18 protein-coding genes are annotated in these 14,243 nt (G+C 49.1%); 5 read left to right on the top strand and 13 right to left on the bottom strand.

Annotated elements, in window-relative coordinates:
- From NSB25_RS00565 to NSB25_RS00555, 3 genes are all read right to left on the bottom strand, one after another.
- Positions 1-1,227 carry a DNA polymerase Y family protein gene (locus tag NSB25_RS00565; RefSeq protein ID WP_330406112.1) on the bottom strand — a complete coding sequence of 409 codons (1,227 nt, stop codon included), beginning with the start codon at positions 1,225-1,227 and terminating at the stop codon, positions 1-3.
- 145 nt (positions 1,228-1,372) lie between these two features.
- Positions 1,373-2,290 carry an SPFH domain-containing protein gene (locus NSB25_RS00560; protein WP_103239614.1) on the bottom strand — a complete coding sequence of 306 codons (918 nt, stop codon included), beginning with the start codon at positions 2,288-2,290 and terminating at the stop codon, positions 1,373-1,375.
- A gap of 111 nt (positions 2,291-2,401) precedes the next feature.
- Positions 2,402-3,001, bottom strand: coding sequence for an NfeD family protein (locus NSB25_RS00555; RefSeq protein WP_103239613.1), 600 nt, complete (start codon positions 2,999-3,001; stop codon positions 2,402-2,404).
- A gap of 224 nt (positions 3,002-3,225) precedes the next feature.
- Between NSB25_RS00555 and NSB25_RS00550 the strand changes: the two genes are divergently transcribed.
- Positions 3,226-3,711, top strand: coding sequence for an RNA polymerase sigma factor (locus NSB25_RS00550; RefSeq protein WP_103239682.1), 486 nt, complete (start codon positions 3,226-3,228; stop codon positions 3,709-3,711).
- A complete protein-coding gene (locus NSB25_RS00545) occupies positions 3,692-4,504 on the top strand; it encodes a zf-HC2 domain-containing protein (RefSeq protein ID WP_103239612.1) in 813 nt (270 codons plus the stop codon). Before NSB25_RS00550 ends, NSB25_RS00545 begins: the two co-directional genes overlap by 20 nt.
- Positions 4,505-4,672: 168 nt before the next feature.
- Here NSB25_RS00545 and NSB25_RS00540 read toward each other — a convergent pair whose 3' ends face one another.
- From NSB25_RS00540 to argF, 8 genes are all read right to left on the bottom strand, one after another.
- A complete protein-coding gene (locus NSB25_RS00540; RefSeq protein ID WP_103239611.1) occupies positions 4,673-5,134 on the bottom strand; it encodes an Hsp20/alpha crystallin family protein in 462 nt (153 codons plus the stop codon).
- 292 nt (positions 5,135-5,426) lie between these two features.
- Positions 5,427-5,909, bottom strand: coding sequence for a transcription elongation factor GreA (gene greA, locus NSB25_RS00535; protein WP_103239610.1), 483 nt, complete (start codon positions 5,907-5,909; stop codon positions 5,427-5,429).
- 101 nt (positions 5,910-6,010) lie between these two features.
- Positions 6,011-6,988: a hypothetical protein gene (locus tag NSB25_RS00530; protein WP_146040030.1), complete on the bottom strand. Its 978-nt coding sequence runs from the start codon at positions 6,986-6,988 to the stop codon at positions 6,011-6,013.
- A 40-nt stretch (positions 6,989-7,028) separates the two neighbouring features.
- Positions 7,029-7,994 (bottom strand): tRNA dihydrouridine synthase DusB, encoded by a 966-nt coding sequence (gene dusB / locus NSB25_RS00525; RefSeq protein ID WP_103239608.1) that lies wholly within the window; start codon positions 7,992-7,994, stop codon positions 7,029-7,031.
- Complete coding sequence (locus tag NSB25_RS00520; protein ID WP_103239607.1) at positions 7,991-8,803, bottom strand: type III pantothenate kinase; 813 nt, start codon at positions 8,801-8,803, stop codon at positions 7,991-7,993. The genes dusB and NSB25_RS00520 overlap by 4 nt, the downstream gene beginning before the upstream one ends.
- Before the next feature lie 37 nt (positions 8,804-8,840).
- Positions 8,841-9,188: a DUF6145 family protein gene (locus NSB25_RS00515; RefSeq protein WP_103239681.1), complete on the bottom strand. Its 348-nt coding sequence runs from the start codon at positions 9,186-9,188 to the stop codon at positions 8,841-8,843.
- A gap of 121 nt (positions 9,189-9,309) precedes the next feature.
- Positions 9,310-10,290, bottom strand: coding sequence for a biotin--[acetyl-CoA-carboxylase] ligase (locus tag NSB25_RS00510; RefSeq protein ID WP_103239680.1), 981 nt, complete (start codon positions 10,288-10,290; stop codon positions 9,310-9,312).
- 54 nt (positions 10,291-10,344) lie between these two features.
- Complete coding sequence (gene argF, locus NSB25_RS00505) at positions 10,345-11,331, bottom strand: ornithine carbamoyltransferase (RefSeq protein ID WP_103239606.1); 987 nt, start codon at positions 11,329-11,331, stop codon at positions 10,345-10,347.
- Between the two features lie 232 nt (positions 11,332-11,563).
- On the opposite strand from argF, the gene NSB25_RS00500 reads away from it, so the two are divergent.
- Both NSB25_RS00500 and NSB25_RS00495 read left to right on the top strand, forming a co-directional pair.
- On the top strand, positions 11,564-11,839 hold the full coding sequence (locus NSB25_RS00500; RefSeq protein WP_103239605.1) for a type II toxin-antitoxin system RelB/DinJ family antitoxin: 276 nt from the start codon (positions 11,564-11,566) through the stop codon (positions 11,837-11,839).
- Entirely contained in the window at positions 11,836-12,120 is a 285-nt protein-coding gene (locus NSB25_RS00495) for a type II toxin-antitoxin system YafQ family toxin (protein ID WP_103239604.1), read from the top strand. Before NSB25_RS00500 ends, NSB25_RS00495 begins: the two co-directional genes overlap by 4 nt.
- A gap of 65 nt (positions 12,121-12,185) precedes the next feature.
- Here NSB25_RS00495 and NSB25_RS00490 read toward each other — a convergent pair whose 3' ends face one another.
- Positions 12,186-12,365 carry a hypothetical protein gene (locus NSB25_RS00490; RefSeq protein ID WP_103239603.1) on the bottom strand — a complete coding sequence of 60 codons (180 nt, stop codon included), beginning with the start codon at positions 12,363-12,365 and terminating at the stop codon, positions 12,186-12,188.
- A gap of 344 nt (positions 12,366-12,709) precedes the next feature.
- Between NSB25_RS00490 and asnA the strand changes: the two genes are divergently transcribed.
- The gene (gene asnA / locus NSB25_RS00485; protein WP_103239602.1) at positions 12,710-13,720 is read left to right on the top strand and encodes an aspartate--ammonia ligase; all 1,011 of its coding nucleotides are present in this window, start codon (positions 12,710-12,712) and stop codon (positions 13,718-13,720) included.
- Positions 13,721-13,732: 12 nt separating this feature from the next.
- Here asnA and NSB25_RS00480 read toward each other — a convergent pair whose 3' ends face one another.
- On the bottom strand, positions 13,733-14,209 hold the full coding sequence (locus tag NSB25_RS00480; RefSeq protein WP_103239601.1) for a GNAT family N-acetyltransferase: 477 nt from the start codon (positions 14,207-14,209) through the stop codon (positions 13,733-13,735).
- Between the last annotated feature and the right edge of the window lie 34 nt (positions 14,210-14,243).

Raw genomic sequence — 14,243 nt, 5'->3', positions numbered from 1 at the left:
TCATATTTTCGTCCCTGCATTTTTCAGCTCACTGGCCCGCTGCACAGCACCTGTCCCGAACTTCTCCCTGATGCTGTCCATGGCCCGGTCCAGCTTTTCCAGCTTCTCATAATCGGTAGAATCAAACAGGGACATCTGCCTGACCTCTCCATCTCTGGTCACCTTCCCGGTCTGTACCCCCAGAAGACGTATGGGCGTGCCATCCCACAATTCATCGAACAGCCTGCAGGCCACCCGATAAATTTCATCCGTAATATTGGTGGCAGACTCCAGCACACATTGATGGGAATTCTGCCTCAAATCGAAAAAGCGTATGGTAACTGACACGCTCTCAATCCATACCTGATCCCTGCGCAGCCTCCTGCCCACAGTCTCCGACAGCGACAGCAACACTCGCTTCGCTTCTGCAGCCTCTGTCACATCAGCGGCAAGAGTCACGGAATTGCCATAACATTTATTGTCCGCCGCTGTTACTTCCACCTGGGATTCGTCCCTTCCATTTGCATAATTCCAGATGGCTTCTCCATGCTTTTTCAAAGCGGCCTTCAGCATGGAGGGGTCTGCCTGTGCCAGTTCCCCTATGGTACGGATTCCCATCCTTTTCAGCTTCTGCTCCGACGCACCTCCCACAAGAAACAGTTCCCGTACAGGAAGCGGCCACATTTTCTCCTGAATTTCCTCTGGAAACAGGGTATGTACCTTGTCAGGTTTTTCGAATTCCCCTGCCATCTTCGCCAGAAGTTTATTGCTGGAGATGCCCACATTCACCGTAAATCCAAGAGTCTCACAAACCTCCTTCTTCAAAGCATAGGCTGCCTTTACCGGCTCCCCGAACAACATCTGCGTCCCTGTCATATCCATGAAAGCTTCGTCGATGCTGTATTGCTCCACAGCATCAGAATATTTATACAGAATCCCAATAAACGCCTGGGAGCATTCTTCGTACCATTCCCGGTTCGGCTGTACCAGAGTCAGATTCGGACACTTTCGCAGCGCATCCACAATCGGTTCTCCGGTCCGTACATCATACTTTTTGGCAGGAGTGGATTTCGCCAGGATAACCCCATGCCGCTTCGACATATCTCCGCCTACCGCGGAGGGAATAGTCCGCAGATCCAGCGTCTCCCCATGATTCAGACGATACACTGCCTCCCAGGATAAAAACGCGCTGTTTACATCTATATGAAAAATAACCCTGTCCCCCATATACTTCCTTTCTGCGGCCACTTGCTTTCCGCCACTTGCATTATATCAGAACATTTGTTCTTTTTCAAGTAGTTCTTGATACCACACAAAAAGGACCTCTGCGGATAATCCCACAGAGGTCCTTTTCCTGTAACCAGTGACTCCTTTTCATCATAAACTGTTCAATCTACTTCTTTGCGCCTTCCTTCCATGCGGCGGCAAGGCTTGCAATACCACTCAGTTCCGAGGGAAGCAGAATCGTGGTCGCCTGACCGTCTGCCACCTTCTCAAAAGCTTCCAGGCTCTTAATTTTTAATACAGGTTCGTCGGCGCCCGCTTCTTTCAGCATTCTGATACCGTCGGCATTCGCCTGCTGTACCTTCAGAATCGCTTCCGCTTCACCTTCCGCTTCCCGAATCATCTTCTCTTTCTGTGCTTCTGCCCGGAGAATTGCCGACTGCTTATCTGCCTCCGCACGAAGAATTGCGGATTCCTTTGCACCTTCCGCCTCCAGAATCTTCGCCTTCTTTTCACCTTCTGCACGGGTTACCGCTTCACGTCTCTCACGCTCGGCCTTCATCTGCTTCTCCATGGCATTCTGGATCTCCGCAGGAGGAATGATATTCTTCAGCTCCACCCTGTTCACCTTGATTCCCCAGGGATCCGTTGCAATATCCAGATTTGCACGCATCTTGGTATTGATGGTCTCACGGCTGGTCAGTGTCTGGTCCAGCTCCAGATCACCGATAATGTTACGCAGTGTGGTGGCGGTCAGATTCTCAATGGCCATCATGGGATTCTCCACACCGTAGGTAAACAGCTTGGGATCCGTTATCTGATAGAACACTACCGTGTCAATTCTCATGGTAACATTATCCTTCGTAATCACGGGCTGCGGCGGGAAGTCTGCCACCTGCTCCTTCAGATTCACTCTTCTGGCAACCTTATCCACAAAAGGAACCTTCACATGAAACCCTACCGACCAGGTCCCCTGATATGCGCCCAGACGCTCAATCACATACGCCTGCGCCTGTGGAACAATTTTCAGACAGGACACCAGAATCAGGAGTACAACTACTACCAGTGCAACTAATACCCAAACCATACTTTACCTCTTTCTGTACTGTATTATGACAGTACGCATTTTGTATTGTTTATCTCAAATCCCGCCTTCTCCGGCCGGGATTCTCATTCCTTTGTCAGCCATCCGTCAGAATTAATTTTCGTCCTCGGCCGTCCCCGGTTCCGGCGACAGTTCATCTGCGGACCCGGCTGTATTCGCTTCCGCCTGCCGAACACCCTCTGCCCCGGACGCCACCTGCTCCATCTCCCTCTGTGCAGATTCTGCCGTCTCTTCCGCTCTCTCCTGTGTCCCGAACTGCTCCTGTATCCTCACAATCAGCTTCACGCCGCTGATAGCTGCCACGGTCACCACACTTCCTGTGGGAATTCTGACCTTGTCATCAGCGCTTCTGGCGCTCCACTCCTGTCCGTTCACAGTCACCTGTCCCACTGCCTGCAGATTATCAATCTCCTCGGTGACAATCGCCTGACGCCCCACCATGCTCTCCACATTCGTCTTCACCCGGTCTCTGTTGAAATACCGTACCGCAATCGGCCTGGTAAAAAACAGCAGCGATACCGACACCAGGAAGAACAGGATAATCTGAACAAAGATCGGCGCATACAGCAGAGATGCAAAGATGGCGACCAATGCTCCTCCTGCAAACCATATAGTGGTCAGGCCCATAGTAAGCACTTCGATGCCAATACACAAAATCAGCAAAACCAGCCAGAAAATCAGCATTTCTTCCATATCAATCCCCTTGCCTTTCCCTAACCCGCGGATTCCGCGCGTATTTTTCTCCCTTTTTATTCAGTTTACTACAAAAATGCTTTTCGGGCAATAACTTTCTTTGCACGATAACCTTGTTTAATCTGCCCAATATTTGCCAAAACATTCCTTTTCGATTTACAATAAAATAAATAATGTAACGAATCCCTGCCCAAATGGATATAAGCATCAGAAAGGAGGGACTTATGGATGAATTGTACACCCAATATTCACAGATTGTATTTCATTTCCTGTATACCAGATGCAAAGATTCCGCCCTGGCGGAAGACCTGATGCAGGAGACCTTTCTGAAAGCTCTGGAAGCTGTCGGCAAATATGACGGAAGCTGTAAGCTTTCCACCTGGCTGTGTCAGATTGCAAAGCATCTGCTGTACCAGCACTGGACCAAAACCAATCGTGCAAAGCTGGAAGTGCTGGACGAGACTCTGGTGTCAGAGCAGGATACGGAACGTCATGCAATCGCCAGAGTCGAGCTTGCGGATGTATGGGACAGATTACAGAAATTTCCCTCCGACACCAGAAAAGTCGTAGAGCTGAGAGTTCTGGGAGATCTGTCCTTCCGGGAAATCGGGAACATTCTCGGAAAAAGCGAAAACTGGGCACGGGTTACATTTTACCGGGCCAAAATAGTATTAATTGAGGAGGCTGACCATGGAAAAAATGAATTGTGACATTATCAGAGATTTAATTCCATCCTATGTGGACGAAGTGTGCTCGGAAGCGACACAAAAATGTGTGGAAGAGCATCTCGCCGGCTGTGACAGCTGCAGGCAGACAGTATCCTTTTACCGGAATCATATGCTTTCCGGAAACAAGCTGGAGCGAAAGAGCCTGGATGGTCTGAAAAAAATAAAGGAACTCCTGCGGCTTCAGAGGCTGGTCTGTTACGCCATACTGGCTTCCCTGATCCTTCTGGGAATCTGGATTTTTGTGGCCAACAGATATTTTTCCCTGTTCTTCGCACAGACATTTCTGTTTATCGTCTGCACGTTCGCGGTCCTTTTATCCGGTATCGGCTGCGGGGGAAAGACGCCCCCGGGCAAACGCGAATACCTCTTCGGCGGCATTTCCCTTTTCCTGGACATTTATTTTGTGCCATTCTTCCTGTATATGGCCGGTCATCTGAAACCGGGCACCACTGTCATCTTCGGAATGGAGCCCATGCGCCTGGGACCTTTCTGGGAACGTCAGCTTATGGCGGCGTTTGCCGTTCAGCTTATATTTTTCGTCTACAATCTGTTCTGTATTATCAGACAGGATAAAAACTGCAGCTGGCTGCTGTTCCTGAATATGACCGGCATTTTCCTGATACTGCGATACGATCTGTGGATGAAATACATGAGCGACTTTCAGACGCTGTTCCGACAGATGGTCCGGGATACCCTGGAAGTGGTAATCATCGGCATACTGGGCATCACCGCAAGCCTTCTGATTACAAAAGTGATGAAAAAAAGAAGACCGTGATAAAGGCCGGATGTGTTTCAACCGCATCCGGCCTTTACTTTTCCCTTCTGTTCGTTTCCCCCACACAGCATCTGAAAGGGCTCCCGTCCTTTCAGATGCTCTGTCTTCCATGCCCCAGTCCGGAGACATGCCTGCAGGTTACGTCTCTGTCATCCGGGAAATTCATCCTCACCCTTCAATTGCAATATACCTGCTTTCCTCCACGGCCGGCTTCGCTTCCTTCTTCGGGACGCATACTTTCAGAATGCCGTCCTCAAATCTGGCCCTGATATCCTCCTGGGTCACTTCTTCCCCCACATAAAAGCTTCTGCTGCAGGTTCCGTAATATCTCTCCCGGCGAATATACTTTCCGTTTTCATCCTTCTCATCGCTGTCCTGTCTGGACTCGGCGCTGATCTTCAGATAGCCGTCCTTCAGCTCCGCTTTCACATTCTCCTTCTTATAACCGGGAAGGTCGATATCCAGCTCATATCCCGTCTCACTCTCCTTCACGTCCGTCCTCATAACAGCCGGCACCGAAGCATTGTACCTTGCCCCATTTCTCACCGGACGTTCAAAACCGTCAAACAGATCATCAAACAGGCTCTCTCCAAAAAAATTACTCAGTGCGTTTAAATTTGACATCAACATAATTTATTCCTCCTTCATCAACTCCGGCCCACCAGGCCATTGTAGCATCTGTTTTGTTTGTTCTATATGTGTTATAACATATTTTCCAGCACTCGTCAACAGCGAGTGCTGATAAATATTATAAACAATTTATGAACTCCCGATAAAATAAGTCTCCCCGGAATCGTTCAAATGATACATGGCAGAATATTACGGTCAGCAGAAAGCCGGGCTGCCACGACAAAACCGCCTGTCTCCTGCAGTCAGCTACATCCTGCATGAAACAAGCGGTTTTCATAATTCAAAAATTATTTTATTTACTTCTCTGAATCTCCAGCACTTTATAGTTGAATACCCCTGCGGCTGTCTCCACCTCTACATTGTCGCCCACCTTACAGCCGATGAGCGCCTTGCCCACAGGACTCTCATTGGAAATTTTTCCCTTGAGACTGTCCGCCTCTGTGGATCCCACAATTTTATATTCCAGCTCCTCACTGTATTCGATATCCAGAAGCCGTACCAGGCAGCCGATATTGATCTTATCCAGATCAACTTCATCCTCTACCACCACTTCGGCGTTCTTCAGGATCTTCTCCAGCTCTTCAATTCTGGTCTCAATGTCTCTCTGTTCATCCTTGGCCGCATCATATTCCGCATTCTCGGACAAATCTCCCTGTTCTCTGGCCTCCTTAATCTTCTGGGCCACTTCCTGGCGGCGCACCACCTTCAGTTCATGCAACTCATCCTCGTATTTTCTGAGTCCCTCATAGGTCAGAATATTTTTCTTCTCCTGCATTTTAATACATCCTTCCTGTTTTCTATATTTCCATATCTGTTATTATTCTGTCTGTCTCTCAAGTCTGATTCTCCCGTATTATACCACTTTTCACACCGGTGTCAAGGCAATACAGGCCTGTTGCAGCGTCTTTGTGCATATTTCCATTTTTCCTTCAGGGAAACGTATACAATCCCGCTGTTCCGCCCTGCAATCCGCCTGCGCTTTTCCTCGGACGACAGCATATCCAGCCAGACGCTTGTCTCTGCAATCTCTGACATGGTCCCCTGCATCTCCCCGGTAAAATCAAGGATATTCACAGGCAGGGGAGCAGAGAGTCGGAATCGCTTCCACGCCGCCTTTCCCGTCAGCGGCTGCAGCGCTATGGCGAGACCGTATTCCGTATAAAAATCCTCCACAAATTCCAGCAGTTCATCAGTGCAGTCTTCCTCCGGGACAATCCAGCGCAGACTTTTCATTCTGTGAGCTGCTTCCTCCAGCACCGCATACAGGCAGGGAGCCGTTCCCAGAATCACAAAATGCGGCCAGACTGCCTGAGGCATCAAAAGCTTCACCCAAAAGCTGCCGGCATAATCCGTAAATTCCGGAAAGTCGAAATATTTCTGCCACAGAAAAGACAGAACACACTTTTCCGCTGCAAGCAATGCTTTTCTGACCTTGTTCTCATACACGCAGCAGCAGTCCCTCTCCTCCTCCGCAAGCGCCTTTATATCCCGCAGAAGCCTTCCGATTGCCTCTTCCGTCCGGCCAATCCGCTCCTCCCTTTCCGCCAGAAGCTTTTCCTGCTCCAGAGCTTCCGCACGTCTGCGCCGTTTCTCCTGTCCGGCTTCTTTTTTGACCCTGTACATCTGGCGCAAAGCTTTCAGGGGATGCCACATACTGCTGCGATTGTCCTGTTTCTCCTGCTTCTGCATTTCAGCAGCCTCCGAGGCTGATCTGCTCTGATAACCCGGCTCTGCCATCCGAAACGATATTCCGAACCAGTCTTCCTCCTCCACATCCAGGCTGACCCGGATAAGCATGTGACTTTTCAGCCCCACCGGCTCAATCAGCGGCTCCTTCAAACCTTTTTTCTTCAAAAAATAAATAATGGTGTCCATGCCACAAATATATGCCGTCTCACCCGAAAATAGTCTCTACACCTTCCCGCAGTTGGGAAAAAGTTTCCATGGAGTTGATGGTCTGTCGAAACCGGGCGGAGTGAGGCATTCCTGTGGTATACCAGGCCAGATGCTTTCTCATCTCCCGTATTGCCGTGTATTCTCCCTTGGTCTCAAGCTGCAGGTCGGCATGCTTCAGAATCATACGCTTTTTCTCCTGGGCATCCGGCGGCTCCGGTATCCGGCCTGTGTCCAGAAAGCTGACAATATCCCGGAATATCCAGGGATTTCCCTGTGCTGCCCGTCCGATCATGACACCGTCACATCCGGTTTCCTCAAGCATTGCTTCCGCTGCCCGGGGGCTGTCCACATCTCCGTTGCCTATGACCGGAATCTTCACCGCTTCTTTCACCTGCCTGATTATCTCCCAGTCCGCATGGCCGCTGTAGTACTGTTCCCGGGTTCTCCCATGTACCGCTACAGCCGCCACGCCGCAGTTCTCCGCAATCTTTGCCAGCTCCACCGCATTACAGTGTGCCTCGTCAAAGCCTTTGCGTATTTTTACTGTCACCGGCTTTTTCACGGCTTTCACCAGCGCGGAAAGAATCTCTTCCGCCAGGCGGGGATTCTTCATCAGCGCAGACCCCTCCCCGTTGTTTACCACCTTCGGCACCGGACAGCCCATATTAAAATCCAGAATGGAAAAGGGACGCTCCTGAATGCGCTTCGCCATCTCCGCGATAATCCGGGCATCGGATCCAAAAAGCTGCAGTGATACCGGGCCTTCTTCCGGATGAATGGTCAGAAGCTCTTCCGTATTCTTATTCTGATAATAAATCGCCTTGGCACTGATCATTTCCATACACACCAGTCCGGCTCCTGATTTCCTGCACAGCAGACGAAATGGCAGGTCAGTCACACCTGCCATGGGAGCTAATATCACATTATTGTCCAGGACCACATCGCCAATTCGCAGCCTGCTCATCGTCCCTTACCTCCTCGAACTTTACCCACGTTCCCTTTTTCCTTCTCGTTTTTCTCGTAAATAATCCGAAGTCCGTCCAGTGTCAGAGAACTGTCATAGATATCAATGGCATCTGTCTCGTCCGCAATCAGCCGCCCCAGCCCTCCGGTGGCCACCACCTTCAGATTCCTGATGCCGCTCTCCTCTCTGACTTTTCTGACGATATATTCTGTCTGGCCGATCTGGCCGTACACAAGCCCTGCCTGCATACTGCTGATGGTCTCCTGGGCCAGAATGGATTTCGGCTTCCTGATCTCGATATTGGGCAGCTTGGCGGCCTGTGTCCACAATGCCTCTGAGCTGATTCGGATGCCCGGCGCAGTAATGCCTGCGGCAAACTCTCCTTTTTCCGTAATCAGATCATAGGTAGTAGCTGTCCCGAAATCCAGCACCAAAACAGGGCCGCCATACTTCTCATAGGCCGCCACCGCATCCACAATCCGGTCTGCTCCGATGGCCCTGGGGTCCTCGGTGACAATCCGGATACCTGTCTTCATGCCGGGCCCCACGTTCACAGGCTTCGTACCTGTATACCGCACCAGTGCCCCCAGAAAAGAATGCATCACATCCGGCACCACACTGGCCACAATGGAGCCTTCCAGGTCCGATACCGGAATCCCCCTCTCTTTCAGAAGCTGTGTGATCAGAACACCGTATTCATCCGAAGTCCTGGGCGTTCTCGTCATCAGACGGAATGTCGCCTTCAATGCCGTTCCCCGGTATACTCCCATGACCATATTCGTATTCCCTATATCGACTACCAGAATCATTTTGTTCTCCTTATAGCTTCGTCACGAAATGCCCCTGTCACGCCTCACAGTCCTCCGGCAGAGTCTCCCCGAGAATAAATATCCTGTAGTACAGACTCAGGGCCTCAAACAGTTCCCGACGATTCCTGCGCACCTCAGCCACCATCAGGCCGCTGTTAATCTCATCATAATAGATATCGTCATCCCCGGCGTTGGTCTCCATCACCACATTTCCGTCCTCTTCAAAAGCAATGGTAAATATGCCGCCTACATCTTCAGTGAATAATACACACAGAATGTGCAGTTCGTCCTTCACGGAATCCGGAATCCCGTTAAACTGCTCATTAAAATAATACTTCATCTCATAGGCATTGGCTCCGCAGAGCACAATTTTTTTACTTTCCATCCGCATCTCCCGTCAAATCCGTTCTTCGGCCGCCCCCGGGGCCCTTTGCTTTTCCCGGGGCCCTTTTGCTTTTCCCTGGTACCGTTTCTTCTGTGAGCTTTTTACTGTTCCTGTCCCGGACTCAGACATACCCATATATTCCCCGCACAGACACCTCTCCGGCATAGACTTCCGTTATATTTCCATCCGGCAGCTCCACCAGCAGCTCTCCTGTCCGATTAATGCCTCTGGCAATTCCCCGAAATTCTCCCCCGGGGTCCAGAACACGCACTTCTCTGTCCTTATTTACCAGCAGCCTGTTATATCTTTCAATGAGCGGCTCCAGGCTGCCGGCTTCCTGAAAGATGCTGTAACAGTCTTCGAATGCCTTCAGCACATTGACAATCAGCTCCGCCCTGGAAACCTTCCGTCCGCATTCCACCTGGAGGCTGGTCGCCACATCTGCGATTTCCTCCGGAAAATGCTGCGCTCTCACATTGATGCCCGCCCCTATGACGACATAGTGAATATACTCTCTCTCCACGCTCATTTCCGCCAGTATACCACAGACTTTTTTCCCGCCTGTCACAATGTCATTGGGCCATTTAATCTCTGCTTCCACACCGCAGGTTTTCCGAATGCCTTCCGCCGCAGCCATCCCCATCACCAGAGTCACCATAGATGCCAGCTCCACGGCAAATTTCGGCTTCAAAATCAATGTGAAATATATATTGGTCCCTGCCGGGCTGCTCCAGGACCTGCCTTTACGCCCTCTTCCGGCGGTCTGCATGTCCGCCACAATCAGCGTCCCCTCTTCCGCCCCGTTCTCCGCATCCAGCTTTGCCTGCAGATTGGTGGAGGACAGAGAGTCATAGAATTTCACCGGATATCCTGCCCATTTTGTATTCATCCGGCTCTCCAGCTCATTCTGTCCGAAAAGCTCCTGTTCCGCCGGCAGAAGGTACCCTCTGTTCTGTACCGCCTCTATATGATATCCTTCCTTTTTCAGCTGCCCTATGGCCTTCCAGACTGCCGTGCGGGATACCCCGAAATGTTCACAGAGTTCCTGCCCGGAGACATATTCTCCCCGCTTCCGCAAAAATGCCAGTATTTCAGATTTCATACAGCCTCCGCGATGCCGCATCACAGCATCTTAACTCAGGATAAAATGCCGCCTTCACTGCAGTGTCGCCAGCATGACAGCCTTAATGGTATGCATGCGGTTCTCCGCCTCCTGGAACACCCGGGACTGCTCCGACTCGAACACTTCATCTGTAACTTCCAGCTCCGTGATCCCGAAACGGGCTCCCAGCTCCGCACCGATTTTCGTGTTCAAATCATGAAAAGCAGGCAGACAGTGCATGAAAATTGCCTTTTCTCCCGCATTATCCATCACCGCCCGGTTCACCTGGTAGGGAGACAACTCTCTGATGCGTTCGGTCCAGATCTCATCCGGCTCCCCCATGGAAACCCACACATCCGTATAAATCACATCCGCATCCTCTGTGCCTGCCTTAACATCTTCTGTCAGTGTGACGCTGCCGCCGGTCTCCTTCGCAATTTCCCTGCATTTGTCCACCAGTGCATCCTCCGGAAAATATTTTGCCGTAGTGCAGGCGGTGAAATGCATTCCCATTTTCGCACAGGTCACCATCAGAGAATTTCCCATATTATAACGGGCATCTCCCATGTAAGTCAGCTTTATTCCCTTCAATACGCCGAAATGCTCCTGTATTGTCAGAAGATCGGCCAGCATCTGCGTGGGATGAAACTCGTTGGTCAGACCGTTCCACACCGGTACCTTCGAATATTTTGCCAGCTCCTCCACAATATCCTGCCCAAATCCCCGATATTCAATCCCTTCATACATACCAGAAAGCACTCTGGCCGTATCCGCTATACTCTCTTTCCTGCCGATCTGAGAACCGCTCGGGTCCAGATAAGTACTGCCCATTCCCAGGTCATGTGCCGCCACCTCAAAGGCACATCTGGTACGGGTACTTGTCTTCTCAAAAATCAGCGCCACATTTTTCCCCCGCAGCGTATCCATGGGAATCCCCTTTTTCTTCTTATCCTTAAGCTCCGCAGCCAGATTAACCAGATAAAGGATCTCATCCGGTGTAAAATCCAGTAATTTGAGAAAATCACGTCCTTTTAAATTCATACTTTTATCCTGCCTTTACAATTTGTACTGCCTTTATCCAATATACTTCATCAATGACCGTTTTTCAAGCTTTCTCTCTAAATCTGTGTCCTTAATTCTGTGTTATCCCCAATCAGCAGGAACAATACAGGTATGATTTGAATTTCTTATAAATTTCCTGTCTGGTTTATTGATATTGCATTGCAAATGGCATATAATATAGGTGCAATAGAAGTGAAAGGAATTGACAAATATGGCTAATACAACGAATTTTAGCGTCCGTATGGATAGCGATATTAAAAAACAGTGTGAAGCTCTGTATGGCGAATTAGGTGTCAACCTTACTACCGCTATCAACGTATTTCTTCGGCAATCTCTCCGTGTCGGTGGTTTTCCTTTTGATGTTCGCATGGAACAGCCGAACAAAGAAACGATTGCGGCAATGCTGGAAGCAGAACGCATTGCCCGTGACCCATCCGTAAAGCGTTACACTGATGTAGAGGAAGCGCTTCGGACATTAAAAGAATGAGCCGTCTGGACATCGTTTGGACGGGGCAATTCAAGAAAGATTACAAGTTGGCGATAAAACGTCATTTTGATATTGGTCTTCTTGATGACATCATCCGTAAACTGGCAAGCGGCGAACAGCTTCCAGAGAAAAACAAAGATCATGCCCTGACCGGAAATTGGACCGGACACCGTGAGTGCCACATCCAGCCGGACTGGTTATTGGTCTACCGCATTGAAAATGATTTACTCGTTTTGACTTTGGCAAGGACAGGCACACATAGCGATTTATTTGGAAAATAAGCAGGGGAAGGGTAGCTTCCCCTGTGATGATTGGAGAGAAGTGGCAGAAGTTAAAGCAACCACAATTAAATCCAGTTAAAAGGGTTCAGCAGTTCAAAGAAAAAATGCCAAAATGTTTCTTTGAATGTTTCCTTTGCAACCCTTTTTCCTTTACCTCTTGTCATCATCGCCTGGATTGTTGAAATTAGAATCACTGTAGCAAAATATATCAGTGGCACAAGGATGATAATCCATACTATATCCATATATCCCCTCTTTCAAATTCTGCTTTATCTATAAACCCCCCTGAAAACACTGTATTTTCAAGCTCCTATGTGACTGTGTTCCTTTGAAATATCATACAGCAAAACAGCCATATTTTCAAGTGATTGAGAACTACCTGATTTTTCAGGCAGTTCTCAATCGGCTATACGTAGACTCGTTCACTGTTTTCATCATAAATGTGTAACCTGCAGAGAAACAGGCAGAGGTAAAATCCGTCCTTCACGAATTAAACGCGAATTTCCCAAAAAACTATTGCAAAATCCCCCGAAAAGCGGTTAAATAAGAAAGGATTACAAAGCAACGTAAACGGAAAGGATTTCAGATTATGTCAACATTTTTTTTGCCCCAAAATTATGAATCCGGCCTGAACCTGTATAATACCCAGGTTGCCATCAAGATGGTAAAAGACTTCTTCCAGACCCTGCTGGCGGAGCGTCTGAATCTGCTGAGAGTTTCCGCACCTCTCATGGTGGACCCGAAGTCCGGCATGAACGACAATTTAAACGGTGTGGAGCGTCCGGTGGCTTTCGACATCAAGTATCAGGATGGGCGGCAGGCCGAAATTGTACACTCACTGGCAAAGTGGAAACGGTTTGCCCTGAAAAAATACGGTTTTTCCGCAGGAGAGGGCCTCTATACGGATATGAGTGCCATCCGCAGAGATGAGGAGGCAGATAACATTCACTCTATCTATGTGGACCAGTGGGACTGGGAGAAAATTATCACCAGAGAAGAACGCAATCTGGATACTCTGAAAAATACAGTCCGCACCGTGTATAAAGTACTGCGCAAAACCGAAAAATACATGTCTATTCACTATGATTACATAGAAGAAATTCTTCCCCATGATATTTTCTTCGTCACTACCGGTGAGCTGGAGGAAATGTTTCCGGATAACACTCCCAAGGAGCGGGAATATTACATTGCCAGGGCAAAAGGAGCGGTCTGCATCATGCAGATTGGAGATGTTCTGGGTAACGGCAAGCCCCATGACGGACGGGCACCGGACTATGACGACTGGGCTCTGAACGCCGACATTATCGTCTATTATCCCGTTCTGGATATTGCTCTTGAGCTTTCCAGCATGGGAATCCGCGTGGACAGGGATTCTCTGCTGACACAGCTTGAAAAAGCAGGCTGTATGGAAAGGGCCGAACTGCCTTTCCACAAAGCGGTTATCGACGAAGAACTGCCCTTCACCATCGGCGGCGGCATCGGTCAGTCCCGCATCTGTATGTTTTTCCTGCGCAAAGCGCATATCGGAGAGGTTCAGTGCTCTCTATGGCCGGATGATATCATGAAAAAAGCCGAAGAGAAAGGCCTGCAGCTGTTATAGCTGCAGGCCTTTTCATATATCTGTTTCAATAAAATGCTCATCGTATAGATTCCAGTATTTTTGATATATTCTGTCTATTTGTCCGTCAAAGTTTAACTGATACATTCGGAATATCACCGGAAAGTTCTTGGGCTGCCACTGTTCCTTATAAGTATAACAATATTTCATGCCGATTCGTTTCATAACAGCCCCACTTCCGGGATTATTTTTATCATGTGTCGCCGTAATATACGGAATCCCGTCTTCTTTCAGCAATTCGATAACAGCATTACCTGCCTCACTGACAATTCCCTGATGCCAGAATTCCTTACGAAGTGCATACCCGAAATCATGGCTGTCATCCTCTTCCGCATGCACATACCCGACAAGGTAATCATCGTCTTTCAGGCAGATTGCAAAACAATATCTCTTGTCTTTTAACCGTTTCTCAAAAAAATCCTCCGTTTCATTCAGATCCTTTACAGGCGGAATAAACAGTCCGCCCAGCATCAAATTCAACAGTATGGCGATTCGCCCACAGGCC

The organism is Acetatifactor muris, from assembly GCF_024623325.1.
In the GTDB taxonomy this organism is placed as follows: domain Bacteria; phylum Bacillota; class Clostridia; order Lachnospirales; family Lachnospiraceae; genus Acetatifactor; species Acetatifactor muris.
This window is presented reverse-complemented; position numbering and strand designations above follow the sequence as displayed.

Bases quoted from the DNA above. Each gene is read 5' to 3' on its own strand.
- NSB25_RS00560 (WP_103239614.1), bottom strand. From the start codon at position 2,290: ATGGTTTGGGTATTAGTTGCACTGGTAGTAGTTGTACTCCTGATTCTG.
- NSB25_RS00520 (WP_103239607.1), bottom strand. From the start codon at position 8,803: ATGATTCTGGTAGTCGATATAGGGAATACGAATATGGTCATGGGAGTA.
- NSB25_RS00495 (WP_103239604.1), top strand. From the start codon at position 11,836: ATGAGCCGTCTGGACATCGTTTGGACGGGGCAATTCAAGAAAGATTAC.
- asnA (WP_103239602.1), top strand. From the start codon at position 12,710: ATGTCAACATTTTTTTTGCCCCAAAATTATGAATCCGGCCTGAACCTG.
- NSB25_RS00490 (WP_103239603.1), bottom strand. From the start codon at position 12,365: ATGGATATAGTATGGATTATCATCCTTGTGCCACTGATATATTTTGCT.
- argF (WP_103239606.1), bottom strand. From the start codon at position 11,331: ATGAATTTAAAAGGACGTGATTTTCTCAAATTACTGGATTTTACACCG.
- NSB25_RS00515 (WP_103239681.1), bottom strand. From the start codon at position 9,188: ATGGAAAGTAAAAAAATTGTGCTCTGCGGAGCCAATGCCTATGAGATG.
- dusB (WP_103239608.1), bottom strand. From the start codon at position 7,994: ATGAGCAGGCTGCGAATTGGCGATGTGGTCCTGGACAATAATGTGATA.
- NSB25_RS00555 (WP_103239613.1), bottom strand. From the start codon at position 3,001: ATGGAAGAAATGCTGATTTTCTGGCTGGTTTTGCTGATTTTGTGTATT.
- NSB25_RS00510 (WP_103239680.1), bottom strand. From the start codon at position 10,290: ATGAAATCTGAAATACTGGCATTTTTGCGGAAGCGGGGAGAATATGTC.
- NSB25_RS00540 (WP_103239611.1), bottom strand. From the start codon at position 5,134: ATGTTGATGTCAAATTTAAACGCACTGAGTAATTTTTTTGGAGAGAGC.
- greA (WP_103239610.1), bottom strand. From the start codon at position 5,909: ATGCAGGAGAAGAAAAATATTCTGACCTATGAGGGACTCAGAAAATAC.
- NSB25_RS00550 (WP_103239682.1), top strand. From the start codon at position 3,226: ATGGATGAATTGTACACCCAATATTCACAGATTGTATTTCATTTCCTG.
- NSB25_RS00500 (WP_103239605.1), top strand. From the start codon at position 11,564: ATGGCTAATACAACGAATTTTAGCGTCCGTATGGATAGCGATATTAAA.
- NSB25_RS00545 (WP_103239612.1), top strand. From the start codon at position 3,692: ATGGAAAAAATGAATTGTGACATTATCAGAGATTTAATTCCATCCTAT.
- NSB25_RS00480 (WP_103239601.1), bottom strand. From the start codon at position 14,209: ATGCTGGGCGGACTGTTTATTCCGCCTGTAAAGGATCTGAATGAAACG.